18 protein-coding genes are annotated in these 20488 nt (G+C 68.7%); all 18 read left to right on the top strand.

The features are described 5' to 3' along the window. The first annotated feature begins 4 nt into the window (after nt 1–4). The 18 genes from ACRDNQ_RS14000 (at nt 5) to ACRDNQ_RS13915 (ending at nt 20487) form a co-directional block, all read left to right on the top strand. On the top strand, nt 5–1954 hold the full coding sequence (locus ACRDNQ_RS14000; RefSeq protein WP_431829311.1) for a TRAP transporter large permease subunit: 1950 nt from the start codon (nt 5–7) through the stop codon (nt 1952–1954). Between the two features lie 13 nt (nt 1955–1967). Beyond that, nucleotides 1968–3329 (top strand): amidohydrolase family protein, encoded by a 1362-nt coding sequence (locus ACRDNQ_RS13995; RefSeq protein WP_431829310.1) that lies wholly within the window; start codon nt 1968–1970, stop codon nt 3327–3329. Between the two features lie 15 nt (nt 3330–3344). Further along, the gene (locus ACRDNQ_RS13990; protein ID WP_431829309.1) at nt 3345–4412 is read left to right on the top strand and encodes an alpha/beta hydrolase family protein; all 1068 of its coding nucleotides are present in this window, start codon (nt 3345–3347) and stop codon (nt 4410–4412) included. Between the two features lie 139 nt (nt 4413–4551). Continuing rightward, a complete protein-coding gene (locus ACRDNQ_RS13985; RefSeq protein ID WP_431829308.1) occupies nt 4552–5850 on the top strand; it encodes a M24 family metallopeptidase in 1299 nt (432 codons plus the stop codon). Between the two features lie 72 nt (nt 5851–5922). Then, nucleotides 5923–6912: a thiamine pyrophosphate-dependent dehydrogenase E1 component subunit alpha gene (locus ACRDNQ_RS13980; RefSeq protein WP_431829307.1), complete on the top strand. Its 990-nt coding sequence runs from the start codon at nt 5923–5925 to the stop codon at nt 6910–6912. Nucleotides 6913–6938: 26 nt separating this feature from the next. Continuing rightward, nucleotides 6939–7922: an alpha-ketoacid dehydrogenase subunit beta gene (locus ACRDNQ_RS13975; protein WP_431829795.1), complete on the top strand. Its 984-nt coding sequence runs from the start codon at nt 6939–6941 to the stop codon at nt 7920–7922. Between the two features lies 1 nt (nt 7923). Continuing rightward, nucleotides 7924–8946 carry a biotin/lipoyl-containing protein gene (locus ACRDNQ_RS13970; protein ID WP_431829306.1) on the top strand — a complete coding sequence of 341 codons (1023 nt, stop codon included), beginning with the start codon at nt 7924–7926 and terminating at the stop codon, nt 8944–8946. 19 nt (nt 8947–8965) lie between these two features. Beyond that, nucleotides 8966–10429 carry an NAD-dependent succinate-semialdehyde dehydrogenase gene (locus ACRDNQ_RS13965; protein WP_431829305.1) on the top strand — a complete coding sequence of 488 codons (1464 nt, stop codon included), beginning with the start codon at nt 8966–8968 and terminating at the stop codon, nt 10427–10429. 7 nt (nt 10430–10436) lie between these two features. After that, nucleotides 10437–11333: a 2-oxo acid dehydrogenase subunit E2 gene (locus ACRDNQ_RS13960; RefSeq protein WP_431829304.1), complete on the top strand. Its 897-nt coding sequence runs from the start codon at nt 10437–10439 to the stop codon at nt 11331–11333. Between the two features lie 14 nt (nt 11334–11347). Then, nucleotides 11348–11821 carry a (2Fe-2S)-binding protein gene (locus tag ACRDNQ_RS13955; RefSeq protein WP_431829303.1) on the top strand — a complete coding sequence of 158 codons (474 nt, stop codon included), beginning with the start codon at nt 11348–11350 and terminating at the stop codon, nt 11819–11821. Next, nucleotides 11818–13929, top strand: a complete 2112-nt coding sequence (locus ACRDNQ_RS13950) for a xanthine dehydrogenase family protein molybdopterin-binding subunit (protein ID WP_431829302.1) — start codon at nt 11818–11820, stop codon at nt 13927–13929. The genes ACRDNQ_RS13955 and ACRDNQ_RS13950 overlap by 4 nt, the downstream gene beginning before the upstream one ends. Nucleotides 13930–14037: 108 nt before the next feature. Beyond that, nucleotides 14038–15303 (top strand): beta-ketoacyl-ACP synthase II, encoded by a 1266-nt coding sequence (gene fabF, locus ACRDNQ_RS13945; RefSeq protein WP_431829301.1) that lies wholly within the window; start codon nt 14038–14040, stop codon nt 15301–15303. After that, nucleotides 15303–16496 carry an endolytic transglycosylase MltG gene (mltG, locus tag ACRDNQ_RS13940; RefSeq protein WP_431829300.1) on the top strand — a complete coding sequence of 398 codons (1194 nt, stop codon included), beginning with the start codon at nt 15303–15305 and terminating at the stop codon, nt 16494–16496. Before fabF ends, mltG begins: the two co-directional genes overlap by 1 nt. Next, nucleotides 16493–16897, top strand: a complete 405-nt coding sequence (gloA2, locus tag ACRDNQ_RS13935) for an SMU1112c/YaeR family gloxylase I-like metalloprotein (protein WP_431829299.1) — start codon at nt 16493–16495, stop codon at nt 16895–16897. The genes mltG and gloA2 overlap by 4 nt, the downstream gene beginning before the upstream one ends. 183 nt (nt 16898–17080) lie before the next feature. After that, nucleotides 17081–17422 carry a hypothetical protein gene (locus ACRDNQ_RS13930; protein ID WP_431829298.1) on the top strand — a complete coding sequence of 114 codons (342 nt, stop codon included), beginning with the start codon at nt 17081–17083 and terminating at the stop codon, nt 17420–17422. Continuing rightward, nucleotides 17328–18707, top strand: a complete 1380-nt coding sequence (locus ACRDNQ_RS13925) for a DNA-packaging protein (protein WP_431829297.1) — start codon at nt 17328–17330, stop codon at nt 18705–18707. The genes ACRDNQ_RS13930 and ACRDNQ_RS13925 overlap by 95 nt, the downstream gene beginning before the upstream one ends. 38 nt (nt 18708–18745) lie before the next feature. Beyond that, nucleotides 18746–19930 carry a phage portal protein gene (locus ACRDNQ_RS13920; RefSeq protein ID WP_431829296.1) on the top strand — a complete coding sequence of 395 codons (1185 nt, stop codon included), beginning with the start codon at nt 18746–18748 and terminating at the stop codon, nt 19928–19930. After that, nucleotides 19930–20487 carry an HK97 family phage prohead protease gene (locus tag ACRDNQ_RS13915; RefSeq protein ID WP_431829295.1) on the top strand — a complete coding sequence of 186 codons (558 nt, stop codon included), beginning with the start codon at nt 19930–19932 and terminating at the stop codon, nt 20485–20487. The genes ACRDNQ_RS13920 and ACRDNQ_RS13915 overlap by 1 nt, the downstream gene beginning before the upstream one ends. The last annotated feature ends 1 nt before the right edge of the window (nt 20488 follow it).

Raw genomic sequence — 20488 nt, 5'->3', positions numbered from 1 at the left:
CATAGTGCACCCTATCGACGACACACGCCAAACGCTGTCGGCCGGGCTTCTGGGCCCGGCCGACGCGCTGCTTGCGCGCCTTTCGGGCGCGTTCTCGGGGATCGCCTCGACCACCATCATGGTGTTCATGCTGCTGATCACCGCCGACGTGCTGATGCGCAACCTGTTCTCGGTGCCGATCAACGGCGTGTCCGACTACGTGGCCTATGCCATCGGCGCCTGCGTGTTCATCCAACTTGGCAGCACCATCCGGGGCGACCGGATCATCAAGGCCGACTTCCTGATGGGCGGCTGGGAGACCGATCGCCCGGTTCTGGCCAACGGCGCGAAAACGCTGTTCTACGGGGCCGCGGCCGTCGTGCTTGCGCTGGCCGTGCGCTGGCTTTGGGACGACTTCCACAAGTCCTGGACGACAAGTGAATTCACCGGTGCCGTCGGCGCCTACCAGATCCCGCTCTGGCCGTTCAAGCTGGCGGTGGTCCTGGGGGCGGCGCTTTGCACGGTCGAGACGGCGCGGATCGCGCTGATCCGGGGATGGGCGTTCTTCGGGGCGCTTTTCTCAAGCAAGGGCGACCGGCGCGGGCTTTGGGGGTTCGCGATCCTGCTGGGACTTGTCGCGCTGTTCCTATCGGTTCTGATGGGCGGCGCACTGTCGCCGGTTCAGGTCGGCCTCATGGCCTTCCTGGGGCTTTTCTTCCTTGTCGCCTGCGGCATGCCGGTGGCCTTCGCGCTGCTCGCGATGTCCTTTCTGGGGGTCTGGCTCACGCGCGACAACTTCAACGTGGCCAACAATGCCCTTGGCATCGCCGCCTCGGGGGCGGTGAGGTCCTTCGAATTCGGGGTGGTGCCTCTTTTCGTGACCATGGGGTTGGTGCTTGACCGGGCCGACGTCGGGCGCGACGCCTTCCAGGTCGCGGTGGTGGCGCTGCGCCGGCTGCGCGGCGGGCTGGGCGTGGCGACGGTCGCGGCCAACGCGGTCTTCGCGGCGATTACCGGGTCCTCGATCGCCTCGGCCGCGGTCTTCAGCCGGGTGGCGGTGCCCGCAATGGACGAGGCCGGCTATACCCGCAGCTTCTCCACCGGTGTCATCGCCGGAAGCTCGGTCCTGGGGATGCTGATCCCGCCCAGTCTTCTTCTGATCATTTACGGGCTTCTGGCCGAGGTTTCGATCGGTGCGCTTTTCATCGCGGCGATCGTGCCGGGGCTGATCCTTGCCTTTGCCTTCGCGGTGCTGAACGTGGCCCTTGCGACCTGGTTTCCCGACTTCGTCGGCCGGCCCGACGAGACGAAGACGGAAGAGATGGCGCTGGGGCCGATGCTGATCCGGCTGGTGCCGGTGGCCTTCATCATCGCCCTGGTGATGGGCGGCATCTACGGCGGCTTCTTCAGCCCGACCGAGGCCGGCGCGATCGGCGCCTTTGGGGCCTTCCTCGTCGCGGCCGCACGCCGCAAGCTGGACTGGGCGACGATCAAGTCGATCGCGCTCGAGACCGGGTACATCACCGCCTCGATCCTGTTCCTGATCATCGCGGCCAATCTTTACGCCCGGATGCTGACGCTTTCGACGATCCCGATGCAGGCGACCTCGCTCATCGCGTCGTTCGAATTGCAGCTCGTGGCCTTCGTGCTTGTCTATATCGTTCTGGTGATCCTGCTTGGCATGATCCTGGATTCGGTCTCGATCATGCTGGTGATCCTGCCGATCGCCATTCCGGTGGTCAGCGCGCTGGGCGGCGACCTGATCTGGTTCGGCATCATCTCGATCATCGCGATCGAGATCGGGCTTCTGACGCCACCCTTCGGGCTGTCGGTCTTCGTGGTCAAGGGGGCGCTGCCGCCCGGTTTCGTCACTCTGGGCGAGATCTTCCGGGGGGCCGCGCCCTTCGTGCTGGTGATGCTGGCGGTGACGCTGCTTCTGGTCTTCGTCCCCGCGCTTGTCCTTTTCCTTGTCTGACGGGAACGCGCCGATGACCCGCACCCTGATCCGCAACGCGACGCTTCTGCCGCTCGACCCCAGCGTTCCCGAAGGCCCCGGCGACATCCTGGTCGAGGGCGGGCGGATCGCGCGGATCGGGCCGGGCATAGACGCCGGGGACGGGGTCGAGGTGATCGAGGCCGCGGGCATGATCGCCATGCCCGGTTTCGTGAACGCCCATATCCACACCTGGCAGACCGGCCTGCGCGGGATCGCGGCGGACTGGACGCTGATGGGCTATCTCAGGGCGATGCACGCGGGCCTTGCCACCCACTTCCGGCCCGAGGACATCGCCATCGCCAACGAGGTGGGGATGCTGCACCAGTTGCACGCGGGCGTCACCACGATCGCTGACTGGTGCCACAACAACCCCACGCCCGACCACACCGATGCCGCGGTCGCGGGGCTGAAGGCCGCGGGTGGACGCGCGGTGTTCCTGCACGGCTCGCCCAAGCCCGACCCGAAGCCGGGCCAGCCGCACTTCAGCGAGGTTCCGATGCCACGCGCCGAAGTCGCGCGGCTGCGCACAGGCGCGCTGTCCGACGACGCCGCGCTGGTGACACTGGGGCTGGCGGTGCTTGGCCCGCAGATGTCGGTGGCCGCCGTGACCGAGGCCGACCTGCGACTTGCGCGCGAGATGGACCTGCTGGCCTCGATGCATGTCTCGGGCGGCGCGTTCCTCTGGCCCGAGGGGTTCGAGGCGCTCGACCGGATGGGGCTGCTTGGCCCCAGGGTCAACGTGGTGCATGGCAACGCTCTGGACGATGCCGCGCTCGACCGGCTGGTGGGGGCGGGGGTAAGCTTTTCGGCCACGCCCGAGGTCGAGCTTCAGATGGGCTTCGGCGAGCCGCTGACCAACCGCGTGCTTGGCCGAGGCGGCGTGCTCAGCCTTGGGTCCGACATCGAATCGGGCATGGCGGGCGAGATGTTCTCGGTCGCGCGTTTCGCGCTTCAGGCCGCGCGGCACGAGCTGACGCGCGCCGCCCGCGCGGCGACCGGCAAGCCGCCCGAGGCGATCGGCCCCACCGTGCGCGAGGCGCTGGGCTGGGCGACGATGGGCGGCGCGCAGATGCTGGGGCTGGCGGACCGGATCGGATCGCTGACGCCGGGCAAGGCGGCCGACATCGTGCTGATCGACGCGCGCGGGATCAACCTGCGCCCGGTGATGGACCCGGCCGCGTCGGTCCTGTTCCACGCCGGCCCGCGCGATGTCGACACGGTCCTTGTGGCCGGCCGGGTGGTCAAGCGGGGCGGGCGGCTCACGCGCGCCGATCTGCCCGCGCTTCTCGACCGGCTCGAGGAGAGCGGCCGCAGGATCATGCGGGATTTCGGCGCGGCACGGCCGGCGCACTGACAGGAGGGCGGGACGATGGCAGAGAAGGATCCGAGGGTCGCCTCGGCGGCGGCGCACTGGTCGCACCGGCTGGTGGCCAATGGCGTGCCCCTGGCCGATTTCCAGGACGTGACCAACGGCATCGACGCCTGGGACGACTGGTGCGCGGCCTGGATCGCGCGGGGTGATGTGCATCTTGCGCTGGGCGAAGCGTCGCTGGCCGAAGGCCACCGGCTGAGCGCGGGCGAGCATTTCACCACCGCCGGGGCCTGCTATCACTTCGGCAAGTTCCTGTTCGTCCACGACATTCCGCAGATGCGCGCGGCGCATGAAAAAGCCGTTGCCGCGCGGATGCGGGCGCTGCCCCTGATCGACCCGCCGGGCGAGCGCGTGGCCATCCCCTGGGAGGGGTCGACGCTCTACGGCATCCTGCGCAAGCCCCGTGGGGTGGCACGACCGCCCGTCGTCGTGATGGTGATGGGCCTCGATTCCACCAAGGAAGAGATGCACACGAACGAGCAGGTCTTCCTCGACCGGGGCATGGCGACGCTGGCCTTCGACGGACCGGGGCAGGGCGAGGCCGAATACGACCACGGCATCCTGCCCGAGTACGAACGACCCGTCGCGGCGGTGGTCGACTGGATCGAGACGCGCGGCGACCTCGACGCGGGCCGGATCGGCCTGTGGGGCGTAAGCCTTGGCGGCTACTACGCGCCGCGCGCCGCCGCCTTCGAGTCGCGCGTGAAGGCCTGCGTGTCGCTGACCGGCCCCTTCGATTTCGCCGAGGCCTTCGACCGCGCCCCGGGCCTGACGCAGGCCGCGGTCGTCGCGCGCACCCGTGCCGGCAGCGAAGAGGGCGCGCGCGCCGTGGTGCGGCGGATGTCGCTGGCCGATGTCGCCCATCGCATCGCCTGCCCGATCTACATCGTGGCCGGTGCGCTGGACCGGGTGATTCCCCCCGATCATCCCGAACGGCTGGCCGCGGCCGTATCGGGCCCTGTCATATTGAATATCGTGGCCGATGGCGGCCACGTGGCCAACAACCGGCCCTACAAGTACCGCACCCAGGTGGGCGATTGGATGGCCTCGTGTCTCTCAGTTTGAGAGAAGATCGAGGAAAAGATGTCCATTTTGGGAAAAATATGATGTGCGAACGATTGCACAGCCGCTATGATAGGATAAAGAAGAGCGGACAGAATCCTGCCGGCACGGGCCGGCCATCGGCTTTCAGGAGGATCCCGAGATGAACCAGGCATTGAACCCGCGCATCCTGCAGCCCGGCGACATGGACCCGAACTGGCGGTGGGAGGGCAGACTTCCGGCCTGGGGCCACACGTCCGTCGATTTCGAGCGCCGCATCGATCACGACCGGCTGCGCCGCTATCGCCTGAGCCGCGCCAAGGATGCGCTGAAGAAATCGGACTGCGGGTCGCTTCTGCTCTTCGACGTCAACAACATCCGCTACATCTCGGGCACCAAGATCGGCGAATGGGAGCGGGACAAGATGTGCCGCTTCTGCCTGCTGACGGGCGACGACGAACCCTTCGTGTGGGACTTCGGCTCGGCCGCGGTGCATCACCGCAAGTATGCCGACTGGCTGAACCCCGAGCACATGCGCGCCGGCGTGGTCGGCATGCGCGGCACGATCCCGCCGTCCTTCGGGCTGATGAAGCGCTATGCCGAGGAAATCGCCGGCCTGATCCGCGACGCGGGCATGGCCGGGATGCCGGTGGGCGTCGACTATGCCGAGACCGCGATGTTCCATGCCCTGCAGGAAGCCGGGCTGAACATCGTCGACGGCCAGCAGATCATGCTGGGCGCGCGCGAGATCAAGAACTGGGACGAGATCCAGCTTCTGACCCAGGCCGCCAGCATGGTGGACGGCGTCTACCACATGATCTGGGAAGAGCTGAAACCCGGCGTGCGCGAGAACGACATCGTCGCGATGGCCAACAAGATGCTCTACGAGATGGGCTCGGACGACGTCGAGGCGATCAACGCGATCTCGGGCGAGCGCTGCAACCCGCATCCGCACAACTTCACCGACCGCTACTTCCGGCCCGGCGACCAGGCGTTCTTCGACATCCTGCAGTCCTACCAGGGCTACCGGACCTGCTATTACCGGACGTTCAACATCGGTCGCGCCACGCCCGCCCAGAACGACGCCTACGTCAAGGCGCGCGAATGGCTTGACCTTGCGATCGACCGGATCAAGCCGGGCGTCACCACCGACAAGGTGGCCGAGGTCTGGCCGACGGCGCAAAGCCTGGGCTTCCCGGACGAGCTGTCGGCCTTCGGGCTTCAGTTCGGCCACGGCCTTGGTCTTGCCCTGCACGAGCGGCCGATCATCAGCCGGGCCGTCAGCCTCGAGAACCCGATGGTGATCGAGACGGGCATGGTCTTCGCGCTGGAAACCTATTGCCCGGCGAAGGACGGCTATTCGGCCGCCCGGATCGAGGAAGAGGTCGTGGTCACCGACACCGGGTGCGAGGTCATCTCGCTGTTCCCGGCCGAGGACCTGCCGATCGCGAACAAGTACTGAGATCTCCCCGACTGATCCGGCCCGTCGAAACAGCGGGCCGGGTCCCTTTCGGGACAGGACATCGAGGACCCCATGGCACGCAAGCCCAAGACCAATGCCGAGGACTATCTTCGGATGTACCGCCAGATGGTGCGGATCCGCACCTTCGAGGACAATGCCAACCAGCTTTACCTGTCGGCCAAGATGCCCGGCCTCACGCACATGTATTCCGGGCAGGAAGCGGTCGCGGTCGGGATCTGCGAGGCGCTGACCGACGAGGACCGCATCACCTCGACCCACCGGGGCCACGGCCATTGCGTGGCCAAGGGCGCCGAGTTCAAGCAGATGTTCTGCGAACTTCTCGGCAAGGCCGAAGGCTATTGCCGGGGCAAGGGCGGGTCGATGCACATCGCCGACCAGGCCCATGGCAACCTGGGCGCCAACGCGATCGTCGGCGGCTCGATGGGCATCGCCACAGGTGCCGCGCTGTCGGCGAAGCGGCTGGGCAAGGAGTACGTCACCGTCTGCTTCTTCGGCGATGGTGCGACGGCGCAGGGCCTCTGGTACGAGGTGATGAACATGGCGGCGCTCTGGAAGCTGCCGGTGATCTACGCCTGCGAGAACAACGGCTATTCAGAATACACCAAGACCGACGAGATCGCGGCAGGCTCGCTGATCGCCCGGGCCGAGGCCTTCGGCATCGAAAGCCACCTTGTCGACGGGCAGGACGTGCTGGCGGTGAACGATCTGGCGCAGAAGCTGGTGGCGCGGGCCCGCAAGGGCGAGGGGCCGTTCTTCGTGGAACTGAAGACCTACCGCTACCACGGCCACCATGTCGGCGACATCAACCGCGGCTACTACCGGTCGAAGGAAGAGGAAGACTACTGGAAGAACGAGCGCGATCCGATCGTCAACTTCGGCAAGTGGCTTGAAGGGCAGGGGATCGCCACTGGCGACGAGCTTGACGCGATCCGCGCGGGCATCGAGAAGGACGCCGAAGAGGCCGTGGCCTATGCGCTCGACGCGGCCTATCCGCCGGCCGAGGAAGTGACCATGCACGTCTTCGCGGAGACCGCGGCATGAAGGATACCCTGACGAAGGAGGGCGCGATGCGCGAGATCACCCTGTCGAAGGCGGTGAACGAGGCCATCGCCGAGGAGATGCGCCGCGATCCCACGATCTTCCTGATCGGCGAGGACGTGGCCGAGGCCGGCACGCCCTTCAAGGTGCTGTCGGGCCTGGTCGAGGAATTCGGCCCCGAGCGGATCATCGACACGCCCATTTCCGAACCCGGGTTCATGGGCATGGCGGTGGGCGCGGCGATGACCGGATCGCGCCCGATCGTTGACCTGATGTTCGGGGACTTCCTGTTCCTGGTCATGGACCAGTTGTGCAACCAGGCGGCCAAGACGCATTACATGTCGGGCGGCAAGCTGAAGGTGCCGCTGGTGCTGCGCACCAACCTCGGCGCCACGCGGCGTTCGGCGGCGCAGCACAGCCAGTCGCTTCATGCGCTGGTGGCGCATATTCCGGGGCTGAAGGTGGCGATGCCGTCCTCGGCCTACGAGGCGAAGGGGCTTCTGAAGACCGCGATCCGGGACGACAACCCGGTGGTGATCTTCGAGGACAAGCTGATGTATCAGGACAAGGCCCTGGTGCCGGAAGAGGAATACCTCATTCCCTTCGGACAGGCCGCGATCCTGCGCGAAGGCACGGATGTGACGCTGGTCGGCACCTCGTCGATGGTGGGCGTCTGCCGCAAGGCGGCCGAGATGCTCGAGGCCGACGGGATTTCGGCCGAGGTGATCGACCCGCGCACGATCGTGCCCCTGGACGAGGCGACGATCCTTGACAGCGTGCGCAAGACCAGCCGCGCCATTGTCGTGGACGAAGGCCATCAAAGCTATGGCGTGACCGCCGAGATCGCCAGCCGGATTTCCGAGAAGGCGTTCTATCACCTTGACGCGCCGGTGCAGCGGATGGGCGCGATGGACGTGCCGGTGCCTTTCTCGCCCGCGCTCGAGGACCTGACGGTTCCGACGCCCGAGGGCGTGGCCGACCGGGCGCGCCGTCTGGTGCGCGGGGAGATCTGAGATGGCCCACGAAGTCACGATGCCCCAGTTGGGCATGGCGCAGGATAGCGGCATCATCGTCGCCTGGCACAAGGCGCCCGGCGACAAGGTCGCGAAGGGCGAGATCCTGTTCGAGGTCGAGACCGACAAGGCCGTGATGGAGGTCGAGGCCGCGGCGGCGGGCGTTCTTCTGGAACTGCGCCGCGCCGAGGGCGACGACGTCCCCGTGGGTGAGGTGCTGGCCGTGATCGGGGCCGAAGGCGAAGCGGTGAAGGCCGCCCCCGCCAAGGCCGAAGCCAAGGCCGAGGCGCCGAAGGTCGAGACAGTCGCAGCCGCCGCATCCGCACCGGCGCCCGCACCGGCCCCCGCACCGGCCCCTGCAGCGGCGCCCGCACCTGCTGCCGCGACGCCGGCGGCGGGTGGCAAGGTGCTTGCCTCGCCCAAGGCCAAGGCGCTGGCCGCCGAGCAGGGGCTTGACCTCGGCCGCCTTGCGGCGGCGGGCCACCCCCAGCCTTACCGCGTGGCGGACCTCGAGATGCTCAAGGCGATGCCCGCCGCGGCGGCATCGGCGGCAGGCGGCGCGCCCGCGGCCATTCTGGCGCGCGCCCGTGTGCCGGCGGCGGCCTTCGACGGCTTTCTTGGCTGGCTTGGCGGCGAATCCAAGGCGGATGCCGGCGCCGTGCTTGCGGCTTTCGCGGCGGGCGCCTTCCGCGCGGCGACCGGGGCTGGTTCCGTGACCGTGCGCCTGTCGGCCCCGCGTGAGGCGACCGTGGTCTATGCCGACCCCGACCGCGCCGGCATCGGTCGGATGACCCCGGCCGACGGCGGGGCGCCCGACCTGATCGTGCACGATCTGACGCGCACGCGTCTTGCCCATGTCGAGCTTGGTGCCACGGCGGCGCCCACGCTGAGCGTCGCGCGCGAAGGCGACGTGATCGTGGCCACTCTTGCGGTCGCGGCCGGAACGCTGGACGATGACGCCGTGATCGCCTGCCTCGACGGCTTCGCCGGGCGGCTTGACGAGCCGCTGCGACAGCTTCTCTGACCTTGAAGGACCCCGACCGATGAACAAGCCCGTTCTCAACATCGACGCGCAGCAGTTTCTGACCGATCTGTGGATCGACGGGGCCTGGCGTCCGGGCGGCGACGGACAGCGCTTCGACGTGCTGAACCCCGCCGACGAGACCGTGCTGGCCTCGGTCGCCTCGGCGACGATCGCGGACGCGGACGCCGCGCTTGACGCGGCGCAGGCCGCCTTTGCCGACTGGGCCGGGCGCACGCCGCGCCAGCGGTCCGAGGTCCTGCGCAAGGCATGGGAACTGATGACCGCGCGGCTTGAGGAGTTCGCGCGCCTGATCACGCTGGAAAACGGCAAGGCCCGTGCCGACGCCATGGGCGAGGCGACCTATGCCGCCGAATTCTTCCGCTGGTTCGCCGAAGAGGCGGTGCGCGCGGACGGGCTTCTTACCCATGCGCCGTCGTCCGGTGCGCGGATCATGGTGCAGCACAAGCCCGCCGGCATCGCGGTTCTGGTGACGCCCTGGAACTATCCCGCCGCGATGGGCACGCGAAAGATCGCGCCGGCGCTTGCCGCGGGTTGCCCGGTCATCATCAAGCCCGCCTCGGAGACGCCGCTGACGATGCTGGCGCTGATGCCGCTTCTGGAAGAAGCCGGGGTGCCGAAGGGCGTGGTGAACGTGCTGCCGTCGCGCAACACCGGCAAGCTGGTCGATCATCTTCTGCACGACCCGCGGGTGCGGGTGGTGTCCTTCACCGGGTCCACCCAGGTCGGGCGCACGCTTCTGCGCGCCGCTGCCGATCAGGTGCTGAAGCCCGCGATGGAGCTAGGCGGCAACGCGCCGCTTGTCGTCTTCGAGGACGCCGACCTCGACGTGGCCGTGCAGGGCGCGATGCTGGCCAAGATGCGCAACCTGGGCGAGGCCTGCACCGCCGCCAACCGGTTCTATGTGCACGAGGACGTGGCCGAGGCCTTTACCGAGAAGTTCACCGCCGCCATGGCCGCGCTCAAGATGGGCGACGGGCGCGATCCGTCGGTCGACGTGGGTCCGCTTGTGAACGCCCAGACCCGGGACGATGTCGCGGGTTTCGTCGAGGATGCCGTGTCCAAGGGCGCCGAGGTGAAGTTGGGCGGGCAACTGCCGAATGGGCCAGGGTTTTTCTATCCGCCAACCGTCCTGACGAAGGTGCCGGCCCATGCCCGCTGCGTCAAGGAAGAGATCTTCGGTCCGGTCGCCGCGATCCAGACCTTCCGCGACGAAGAGGACGTGATCGCCCGCGCCAACGACACTGAATACGGCCTTGTCGCCTATGTCTTTACCGAGAACATGAAGCGCGGGCTTCGGGTCTGCGAACGCCTGGATTACGGCATGGTCGGCCTGAACCGGGGCCTTGTCTCCGACCCGGCGGCGCCCTTCGGCGGCACTAAGCAGTCGGGCCTTGGCCGCGAGGGTGGGCACGAGGGGATGCTCGAGTTCATGGAAACCCAGTACATCTCGACAAGCTGGTGAGGGCATGATGGCCGAGGTGATCGCCAGCCCCGCGGTGCGCGCCCTTGCGGCGCGACGGGGCGTCGATCTTGACGCGCTGGCCGCCCGCCTGGGCCGGCAGACGATCGCGCGCGAGGATGTCGAGGGCACCGCGTCGGGAGGGGCCGCGGCCGTTGCCGCTGGCGGCGAGGACCCGCGCGTCTTCTGGGCGGTCGATCACGCGCAATACGGGCCGGTGACGGAAGAGCCCTTGTCCCGGGTTGCGCTGGTCGCGGCCAAGAACCTTGCGGCGGCGAACGCGCTGATCCCGCAGGTCACGCATCACGACGAGGCCGATGTGTCGGCCATCGAGGCGTTCCGGGGATCACTGCGGCGCGAGGCCGCGGCGCGTGGCGTCAAGATCACCGGACTTGCGTTTCACGTCAAAGCCTTGGCGGCCTGTCTTCAGGCCTTTCCGCGCTTCAATGCCTCGCTGTCGGCTGATGGACAGAAGCTGATCCTGAAGCACTTCGTCCACATCGGCATCGCGGTCGACACGGCCCATGGGCTGGTCGTTCCGGTCGTTCGCGACGCCGATCGCAAGGGCCTGTGGGAGATCGCCGCCGAGATCGCCGATCTGGCGGCGCGGGCGCAGGCGCGCAAGACCCGCCCGGACGATCTGGGCGGGGCGTCGATGACGATCACGAACCTGGGCGGAATCGGCGGGACGGGGTTCACCCCGATCGTGAACCCGCCCGAACTGGCGATCCTGGGCATCACCCGGACCGAGGTGAAGCCGCGCTGGGAAGGGACGGCCTTCCAGCCGGTGCCGATGGTGCCGCTGGATCTGTCCTATGACCACCGGGTGATCAACGGCGCGGACGCGGCGCGGTTCCTGGTTCACTACGCGCGGCTCATCGCCGAGCCGCAGCGACTTCTGATCTGACATCGAGGCAGCGCATGGGCAGGATTACGTTCAATCTCAATGGCTCCAAGGTCGAGGTTGACGCCTCGGACGAACTGCCGCTGCTGTATGCGCTGCGCGACGAGCTTGGCCTGAAGGCCACGCGATTTGGCTGCGGCGACGCCGCCTGCGGCGCCTGCACGGTGATCGTCGACGGTGTGGCGCGGACCAGTTGCGATTTGCCGGTGTCGGCGGTGGCGGGATGCCGGGTCGAGACGGCCGAGGCGCTTGATGTCGATCCGGCGCATCCGCTTCTCGAGGCGATGCTGGCGCATCAGGCGGGGCAGTGCGGCTATTGCCTGTCGGGCATCGTGATGGCGGCCAAGGCCTATCTGGATGCAGGCGGCGGCGACGACCGGGCGACGATCGCGCAGGCGCTTGACGCGAACCTTTGCCGCTGCGGCACCCATGCCCGCATCCTGGATGCGGTCGAAGACGCCGCGCGGCGGATCGCGGGAGGCGCGGCATGAACGCGCCGAAGCTGCCTGCGCCGCTTGAAACCGCGCCCCGGATCGCGGATTGGTTGGCGGTGTCGCCCGACGGCGCGATCACGATCCTGACCGGGCGGGTCGAGCTTGGGCAAGGCAGCCTGACCGCGATCCGGCAGATCGCCGCCGACGAGTTGAACTGCGACCCGGAACAGCTTGAAATCCATGCCGCCGATACCGGCGCGACGCCGGACGAGGGGTTCACCGCCGGCAGCGTGTCGATCCCGCTGGGCGGCGGCGCGGTGCGCTGGGCGGCCGCGGCGTTGCGGCAGGCCATCCTTCAGGCCGCGGCGGCGCGGATCGGGGGCTCGGCCGACGATCTGGCATTCGAGGACGGCCAGATTTCAAGGGACGGCGTCCCGACGGGGGTAACTCTGGGCGAACTGGCGGGCGCGCTGGACCTTGCCCGGCCGGTGGCCGAGCTTGGCCGGCCGAAACCGGCCGGCGCGCGCTGGAGCCGGGGGCGGGATGTCGGCGGGCGGATCGACCTGCGCGCGCGGATGGTCGGCGCGCCCTTCGTCCATGACCTCGAGATGCCGGGGATGCTGCATGGCCGGCCGGTGCATCCGCCTGCGCCGGGGGCCGAACTTCTGGACCTTGACCTCGACGCGCTGAAGGCGCGGCCCGGCGTGGTCGAGGTGGTGCGCGACGGGTCCTTCGTCGGGGTCATCGCCGAGACGCCCCATGCCGCCGTGCGGGCGGCGCAGTGGGCGCGGGCGAATGGGCGCTGGTCGTCGGGGGCGGTGGCGCCGAACGACGAGATGCAGGTCATCGCCGCGTCCGAGGAACCGGCGTCGGTTTCCCATTCGGCGGGCGATGTGGCGGCGGCCGAAGGCGAGGTCTTCGAAACCGAGGTGTCGCGGCCCTATCTGTTCCACGGCTCGATCGGGCCCTCGGCGGCGGTCGCCGAATGGGAAGGGGACGAGATCCGAGTCTGGACCCACAGCCAGGGCGTCTATCAACTGCGAGAGGCCTTCGCGATGGCGCTGGACCTGCCCGAGGACAGGTTCCGGGTCATCCATACGCCCGGTGCGGGCTGCTATGGCCACAACAGTGCCGACGACGCGGCCTTCGACGCCGTTCTGATGGCGCGTGCCGTGCCGGGGCGGCCGGTCAAGGTTGTCTGGGCCCGGATCGACGAGTTCCGAACCGGGCCGATGGGGCCGGGGATGGTGACGCGGGCCAAGGCGACGGTCGGCCCCGACGGGCGGATCGCGGCGGTGGAGGTCGTGGTGAACTCGGCCCCGCACGCCAACCGGCCGGGACGGAACGGCGCGCCGAACCTGGCCGCCGCACCCTATCTGGCCGATCCCAGGCCGCACGCCCGGTCGACCGACATTCCGCTGGCGCGGGGCGGCGCGGCGGATCGGAACGCGGTGCCCTACTACACGATCCCCAATGTCGAGGTGACGAAACGGCTGGTGCATTTGTTGCCCTATCGTACGTCGTCGCTGCGCGCGCTTGGGGCCTATGCCAACGTCTTCGCGATCGAGACCCTGATGGACGACATCGCGGTTGCGCGGGGCGAAGACCCGGTGGCGTTCCGCCTGCGGCATCTGGACGACCCGCGGGCACGGGACGTCATCGAACGGACGGTCGAACTTGCCGCGCCGCTGCGCGGGACGGCCGAGCCCGACGGCGCGGGCTGGGGCATCGGGTTTTCGCGCTACAAGAACTTCTCGGGTTATTGCGCCGTTCTGGCGCGGGTTTCGGTCGACGAGGATGTGCGCGTGACCGACGTGATCTCGGTTTCGGATATCGGCGAGGTCGTGAGCCCCGATGGCGCGCGGAACCAGATCGAAGGCGGCATCGTGCAGGCGATCAGCTGGGCCACGAAAGAGGCCGTGCCCTTCGAGGGCGCCGGCGTGGCGGTGGAAAGCTGGCTTGACTATCCCGTGCTTCGCTTCTCGGAGGTGCCGCGGCTGAAGGTCGAGATCATCGAGCGGATGGATCAGCCCCCGCTGGGCGCGGGCGAGATCTCGCAAGGGCCGACGGTGGCCGCGGTCGGCAACGCGGTGCGCGCGGCGCTTGGCGTGCGGGTGCGCAAGCTGCCGCTGAACCGCGCGTCGATCTTCGAGGCGCTGGTCTGACGCCGCCGGCCCGGGGCCTCTCGGCCGGGCCACGGCCATGATTGCACCCCCGGCCCGGGGATAGTATCTGGATCGGAACGCCGAACAGAACGAAACGGGGGCGAGCCAATGCGTCGAGTGGTGATCACGGGTCTTGGGATGGTGACTCCTCTGGCCTCAGGGGTCGAGGAGACGTGGAGCCGCCTTCTGGCGGGCAAGTCCGGGGCGCGCACCATCACCCGTTTCGACGCGAGCCATCTTGCCACGACCTATGCCTGCGAGATCCCGCGCGGCGACGGCACAGACGGCACCTTCAATCCCGACGACTGGATGGAGCCGAAGGAACAGCGCAAGGTCGACGAATTCATCATCTATGCGATGGCGGCGGCCGAACAGGCGGTGCGGGATTCGGGTTGGGCGCCGACCGACACGGCCGGCCAGGAACGCACGGGCGTGATGATCGGGTCGGGCATCGGCGGGCTTCAGAGCATCGCCGAGACGGCGGTCACGCTGAAAGAGCGCGGGCCGCGGCGGGTGTCGCCCTTCTTCATTCCCGGGGCGCTGATCAACCTTGCCTCGGGCCAGGTGTCGATCCGGCATGGCTTCAAGGGGCCGAACCATTCTGTGGTGACGGCCTGCGCCACGGGCAGCCACGCGATCGGGGACGCGGCGCGGCTGATCATGCTGGGCGACGCCGACGTGATGGTGGCGGGCGGCGCGGAAAGCCCGATCTGCGAGATCGGGATCGCGGGCTTCAACGCCTGCAAGGCCCTGTCGACCAAGCGCGGCGACGCGCCCCAGACGGCCAGCCGGCCCTATGACGCGGACCGCGACGGCTTCGTGATGGGCGAGGGCGCGGGGGTCGTCGTGCTTGAGGACTACGAGCACGCGAAGGCGCGGGGCGCGAAGATCTATGCCGAGGTGCTGGGCTATGGCCTGTCGGGCGATGCCTATCACATCACCGCGCCGTCCGAGGACGGCGAGGGCGGCGCGCGGGCGATGGCCGCGGCGCTGCGCCGGGCAGGCCTTGAGCCGGGCGCGGTCGACTACATCAACGCGCACGGGACCTCGACCATGGCGGACACGATCGAATTGAAGGCCGTGGAGCGGCTGATGGGCCCCGAGGCGGCGGCGAAGGCCACGATGTCGTCGACGAAATCGTCGATCGGGCATCTTCTTGGGGCCGCGGGCGCGGTCGAGGCGATCTTCTGCACGCTGGCGATCCGCGACCAGATCGCGCCACCGACGATCAACCTTGACACGCCCGAGGTCGAGACGGCGTTCAGCCTGGCCGCGAACGCCGCCGAGCGCCGCAAGATCGACGTGGCGCTGTCGAATTCCTTCGGGTTCGGAGGCACCAATGCCTCGCTCGTGCTTGGACGGGTGTCGGGCTGATGTGGCGGCATTTCGCGGCCAACGCGCTGACGCTTCTCATTGTCGGGCTGATCGCTGCGGCGGGCATTGTGGCCTGGGCGCAGTCGCAATACCGCGGGGACGGCCCGCTGGCCGAGGCGATCTGTCTGCGGGTGCAGTCGGGATCGAACATGCGGCGCGTCGCCGACGAGTTGTCCGAGCGTGGGGCGATCACCAATGCCTCGATCTTCCGGCTGGGGGCCGAGTATTCGGGCAAGTCCGATCAGCTCAAGGCGGGATCCTTCCTGATCCGCGAAGGCGCCTCGATGGAAGAGGTCGTGGACGCGATCACCCGCGGCGGACGCAGCACCTGCGGGACCGAGGTGGTGCTGCGGATCGGCGTGGCGACCCAGGAGATCGAGGTGCGCCAGCTTGATCCCGAAACCGAGCGGTTCGCGGTGGTGGCCGAGTTCGATCCGGCGGCGGAGGCGGCTGCCGAGGATTACATCGCGGTCCGAGACATGGACGACACGCGGTTCCGGGTGTCGCTGGCCGAAGGGGTGACGAGCTGGCAGGTGGTCGAGGCGATCAATCGCGCCGATTTCCTGTCGGGCGAGGTTCCGGCCATTCCGGCCGAGGGAACGCTTGCGCCGGAGAGCTATGAGGTGGCGGCGGGTGCTGACCGCAGCGCGTTGCTGGCGCAGATGGCCGAGTTGCAGGCCGATCGCCTGGCCGAAGCCTGGGCGAACCGGGCCGAGGGCCTGCCGTTCGACACGCCGGAAGAGGCGCTGATCATGGCCTCGATCATCGAGAAGGAGACCGCGCTTCCCGAGGAACGGCCGACCGTGTCGAGCGTGTTCAAGAACCGCCTTGAACGGGGGATGCGGCTTCAGACCGACCCCACCGTGATTTACGGCGTGACCGAGGGCCGGGGCGTGCTGGGACGCGGTCTGCGGCAAAGCGAACTGCGCGGCGCGACGCCCTGGAACACCTATGTGATCGACGGTCTTCCGCCCACGCCGATCGCGAATCCGGGGCTTCTGAGCATCGAGGCCGCGCTGAACCCGCTTGAGACGGACTACGTGTTCTTCGTGGCCGACGGCACGGGCGGACATGCCTTCGCGACGAACCTTGCCGATCACAACGCCAACGTCGCGCGCTGGCGCGAGATCGAGCGTGAGCGGGAGCGGGCGGCCCAGGAGGCGGGCGAGGACGCGGGCGAGTCCGATCAGTGAGGTTCGCCGGCGTTCACCACGTCGCGGTGATCTGTTCGGACTATGACCGATCCAAGCAGTTCTACACCGAGGTTCTGGGCCTGCGGGTGATCGACGAGAACTTCCGCGCGGATCGGCGGTCCTGGAAGCTGGACCTTGCGGTGCCGGGCGGCGGGCGGATCGAGCTGTTCTCGTTTCCCGAGCCACCGGCGCGGCCATCTGCGCCCGAGGCGACCGGCTTGCGCCATCTGGCCTTCGCGGTGGATGACCTGGGTGCGGCGGTGGCGGGCCTGGAGGCTGCGGGCGTCGCGGTCGAAGCGGTGCGGATCGACCCGCACACCGGAGCGCGGTTCACCTTTTTCGCCGATCCCGACGGGTTGCCGCTTGAGCTTTACGAGACGTCCCCCGGCGGCGCGGAGTAAGGTTTCGGTAATCCCGCCGCGCGCCATGCGATACAACCGGAGATTTAGCGCTTGACTTTGAGAACGCCCTAAAGTATAAAACATCCAAGCTAGAAGAAGTGGGTAAGCGGCCCGGGGCAATGCCTCGCGGTCGCTTTTCTGTTTCGCTCGTGCGGAGACGTATGAGAGGCAGGTTTCAACCACATGGCATTGATCACTCCCTTTCGGGACGAGGGGGCGGCCGACGAGATCTTCGCGGTCGCCGAGAGGCATTTCGAACGATCGCTTCTGGCGCTTGATGCGCTGGTCACCGAGGTCGAGGCACGCGCCGCGACGGCTGGTGGCCCGGAGATAAGGCGCGCCGCGCAGGATATGCGCGCGGCGATGCAGGCCCTGTTTGAGGAGAGGAAGAAACTTGAGACCGTCCGAAACAAGGAGGCCGGACTTGTCCATGGATTCGCCTTCGACCTTCATGCCGCACGGGCTGAGGTCGGGGGCCTCCTGGATCGCCTCAGAGCCGCCCGAGGTGCAGGCGGCGTTTCTTGACGCGATGGGGGAGGGGGCGCTTCATGCGCTCCCTTTCCTTTTCGACTTCTGGGCGATGCCGCATCAGCTGCCGCCCGAGGGGGACTGGACGACATGGGTCATCATGGGGGGGCGCGGCGCGGGCAAGACCCGCGCGGGCGCCGAATGGGTGCGCGCCGAGGTCGAGGGGTCGCGGCCGCTTGATCCCGGCCGGTCGCGTCGGGTGGCGCTGGTCGGCGAGACGATCGAGCAGGCAGTCTCGGTCATGATCGAAGGCGACAGCGGCATCCTTGCCTGTTCGCCGCCCGACCGTCGGCCGGTCTGGCAGGCGACGCGCAAGCGGCTGGTCTGGCCGAACGGGGCCGAGGCCGCAGTGTTTTCCGCCCATGACCCCGAGCGACTGCGGGGCCCGCAATTCGACGCGGCCTGGGCTGACGAACTGGCCAAGTGGCGCCGGGCGGAAGAGACCTGGGACATGCTTCAGTTCGGGCTTCGTCTGGGCGATCATCCACGGCAATGCGTGACCACGACGCCGCGCAACGTGGGCGTGCTGAAGGCGATCCTGGCGAACCCTTCGACCGTGGTCACGCACGCACCGACCGAGGCGAACCGCGCGAACCTTGCGGCATCGTTCCTGGCCGAGGTGCGGGCGCGGTACGCCGGCACGCGCATCGGGCGGCAGGAACTGGACGGTGTCCTGCTTGAGGATGCCGAGGGCGCGCTGTGGACCCAGGCCACGATCGAGGCCGCGCGCTGCGAGGCGGCGCCCGAGCTTGACCGGATCGTGGTGGCGGTGGACCCGCCGGTGACGGGGCACGGCCGGTCGGACGCCTGCGGGATCGTCGTGGCCGGCGTGCGCATGGGCGGCGCCCCGACCGACTGGCGGGCCTTCGTGCTGGAGGATGCCAGCGTCTCGGCGGCCTCGCCCCAGGTCTGGGCCGAGGCGGCGGTGGCCGCGCGCGAGCGCTATGGGGCGGACCGGATCGTGGCCGAGGTGAACCAGGGCGGCGATCTGGTCGAGGCGGTGATCCGCCAGGTCGACCCGCTGGTCCCGTATCGCAAGGTTCATGCCAAGCGCGGCAAGTCGATCCGGGCCGAGCCGGTGGCCGCGCTTTACGAGCAGGGGCGCGTGAAGCACCTGCGCGGTCTGGGCGCGCTTGAGGATCAGATGTGCCGGATGACGGCGCGCGGCTTCGAGGGCGCGGGAAGCCCCGACCGTCTGGATGCGCTGGTCTGGGCGCTGCACGACCTGATGATCGACCCGGCGGCGCAGTGGCGCCGGCCGAGGGTTCGGGCGCTGGCCTGAGCCCGCGACTTCATCCGACCACCAAGGAGCATGTCCGCATGGTGTTTGACTTTCTGAAGAGGCAGGCCGATCCGCCCGCGCCGGCCGAGACCAAGGCCTCGGCCGCGGGGGCGGTGATCGCCTATCATGGGGCGGGTCGTGCGGCCTGGAGCCCGCGCGACACGGTCAGCCTTATGCGGAACGGCTTTGCCGGGAACCCGGTGGGGTTCCGGTCGGTCAAGCTGATTGCCGAGGCCGCGGCGGCGCTGCCGCTTCTGTGCCAGGACGCGGCGCGGCGGTATGACGACCATCCGCTGCTGCGTCTGATCGCGCGGCCGAACCCCGCGCAGGGGCAAGGCGAGTTGTTCGAGGCGCTGTATGGCCAGCTTCTGCTGAGCGGAAACGCCTATGTGGAGGCGGTGGCGGGCCTGCGCGGGACGCCGGAGGAGCTGCATGTCCTGCGCTCGGACCGGATGAGCGTGGTGCCTGGCGCCGACGGCTGGCCGGTGGCCTATGAGTACGCCGTGGGCGCGCGCAAGCACCGTTTCGCGGTGGGCGAGGGGCCGTCGCCGGTCTGCCACATCAAGAGCTTCCATCCGCAGGACGACCACTATGGGCTGTCGCCGCTTCAGGCGGCGGCGCAGGCGATCGACGTGCACACTGCCGCCGCGCGCTGGTCGAAGGCGCTTCTGGACAATGCCGCGCGGCCCTCGGGGGCGATCGTCTATCGCGGGGCGGACGGGCAGGGCAGTCTGACGGCAGATCAGTACGACCGTCTTCTGCAGGAGATGGAGGCCCATCACCAGGGCGCGCGCAACGCCGGGCGGCCGATGCTTCTGGAGGGCGGACTGGACTGGAAGCCGATGGGTTTCAGCCCCTCGGACATGGAGTTCCAGAAGACCAAGGAAGCCGCGGCGCGCGACATCGCGCTGGCCTTCGGGGTTCCACCGATGCTCCTGGGGATCCCGGGCGACGCGACCTATGCCAATTACCAGGAGGCCAACCGCGCCTTCTACCGGCTGACGGTGTTGCCGCTTGCCGGGCGCGTGGCCTCGGCCATCGGACACTGGCTGAGCGGGCAAATGGGCGAGGAGGTCGTGCTGAAGCCCGACCTTGACCAGGTGCCGGCGCTGGGCGCCGAGCGCGAGGCGCAGTGGCGGCGCGTGGCCGGCGCCGATTTCTTGACGGACGCCGAGAAGCGCGGGCTTCTGGGCCTGCCGCCCTTGCCCGAGGAGGAGGCGTGATGACCGGGACCACCCAGATGCTGGAACACAAGTTCGCGGGCTTCGGCGGCGACGTGACCGTGGCCGACGGCCGGGTGATCGAGGGCTATGCCTCGGTCTTCGGAAAGGTTGACCAGGGCGGCGACATCGTCGAGCCGGGGGCCTATGGCAAGGCGCTTGAACGGCTGAAGGCGCGCGGCGGGTCGGTGAAGATGCTGTGGCAGCACGACCCGGCCGAGCCTATCGGCGTCTGGGACGAGGTGCGCGAGGACGCGCGCGGTCTTTACGTCAAGGGGCGGCTTCTGACCGATGTCGCCCGGGCGCGCGAGGCTGCCGCGCTGATCGCGGCGGGGGCGATCGACGGGCTGTCGATCGGCTATCGCACGCTGAAGTCGACGAAGGACGGCAGCGGCCGGCGGCTTCTGTCGGAGCTGGAGCTTTGGGAGGTGTCGCTGGTGACCTTCCCGATGCTTCCCGATGCGCGCGTCGGTGCGAAGGGCGAAAGCCCCGAGGCCGCGCTTTTGCGCGACATGGCGGCGGTCGTCGACGAGGCCCGCCGCATTCTGGCCCGCGACTGAG

This window comes from Saliniferula longa (genome assembly GCF_050789285.1).
In the GTDB taxonomy this organism is placed as follows: domain Bacteria; phylum Pseudomonadota; class Alphaproteobacteria; order Rhodobacterales; family Rhodobacteraceae; genus CAVPWP01.
Note: the sequence above shows the minus strand (reverse complement) of the source record. Positions and strands in the feature narration are given on the sequence as shown.

Bases quoted from the DNA above. Each gene is read 5' to 3' on its own strand.
- ACRDNQ_RS13995 (WP_431829310.1), top strand. From the start codon at position 1,968: ATGACCCGCACCCTGATCCGCAACGCGACGCTTCTGCCGCTCGACCCC.
- ACRDNQ_RS13990 (WP_431829309.1), top strand. From the start codon at position 3,345: ATGGCAGAGAAGGATCCGAGGGTCGCCTCGGCGGCGGCGCACTGGTCG.
- ACRDNQ_RS13985 (WP_431829308.1), top strand. From the start codon at position 4,552: ATGAACCAGGCATTGAACCCGCGCATCCTGCAGCCCGGCGACATGGAC.
- ACRDNQ_RS13980 (WP_431829307.1), top strand. From the start codon at position 5,923: ATGGCACGCAAGCCCAAGACCAATGCCGAGGACTATCTTCGGATGTAC.
- ACRDNQ_RS13975 (WP_431829795.1), top strand. From the start codon at position 6,939: ATGCGCGAGATCACCCTGTCGAAGGCGGTGAACGAGGCCATCGCCGAG.
- ACRDNQ_RS13970 (WP_431829306.1), top strand. From the start codon at position 7,924: ATGGCCCACGAAGTCACGATGCCCCAGTTGGGCATGGCGCAGGATAGC.
- ACRDNQ_RS13965 (WP_431829305.1), top strand. From the start codon at position 8,966: ATGAACAAGCCCGTTCTCAACATCGACGCGCAGCAGTTTCTGACCGAT.
- ACRDNQ_RS13960 (WP_431829304.1), top strand. From the start codon at position 10,437: ATGGCCGAGGTGATCGCCAGCCCCGCGGTGCGCGCCCTTGCGGCGCGA.
- ACRDNQ_RS13955 (WP_431829303.1), top strand. From the start codon at position 11,348: ATGGGCAGGATTACGTTCAATCTCAATGGCTCCAAGGTCGAGGTTGAC.
- ACRDNQ_RS13950 (WP_431829302.1), top strand. From the start codon at position 11,818: ATGAACGCGCCGAAGCTGCCTGCGCCGCTTGAAACCGCGCCCCGGATC.
- fabF (WP_431829301.1), top strand. From the start codon at position 14,038: ATGCGTCGAGTGGTGATCACGGGTCTTGGGATGGTGACTCCTCTGGCC.
- mltG (WP_431829300.1), top strand. From the start codon at position 15,303: ATGTGGCGGCATTTCGCGGCCAACGCGCTGACGCTTCTCATTGTCGGG.
- ACRDNQ_RS13930 (WP_431829298.1), top strand. From the start codon at position 17,081: ATGGCATTGATCACTCCCTTTCGGGACGAGGGGGCGGCCGACGAGATC.
- ACRDNQ_RS13925 (WP_431829297.1), top strand. From the start codon at position 17,328: ATGGATTCGCCTTCGACCTTCATGCCGCACGGGCTGAGGTCGGGGGCC.
- ACRDNQ_RS13920 (WP_431829296.1), top strand. From the start codon at position 18,746: ATGGTGTTTGACTTTCTGAAGAGGCAGGCCGATCCGCCCGCGCCGGCC.
- ACRDNQ_RS13915 (WP_431829295.1), top strand. From the start codon at position 19,930: ATGACCGGGACCACCCAGATGCTGGAACACAAGTTCGCGGGCTTCGGC.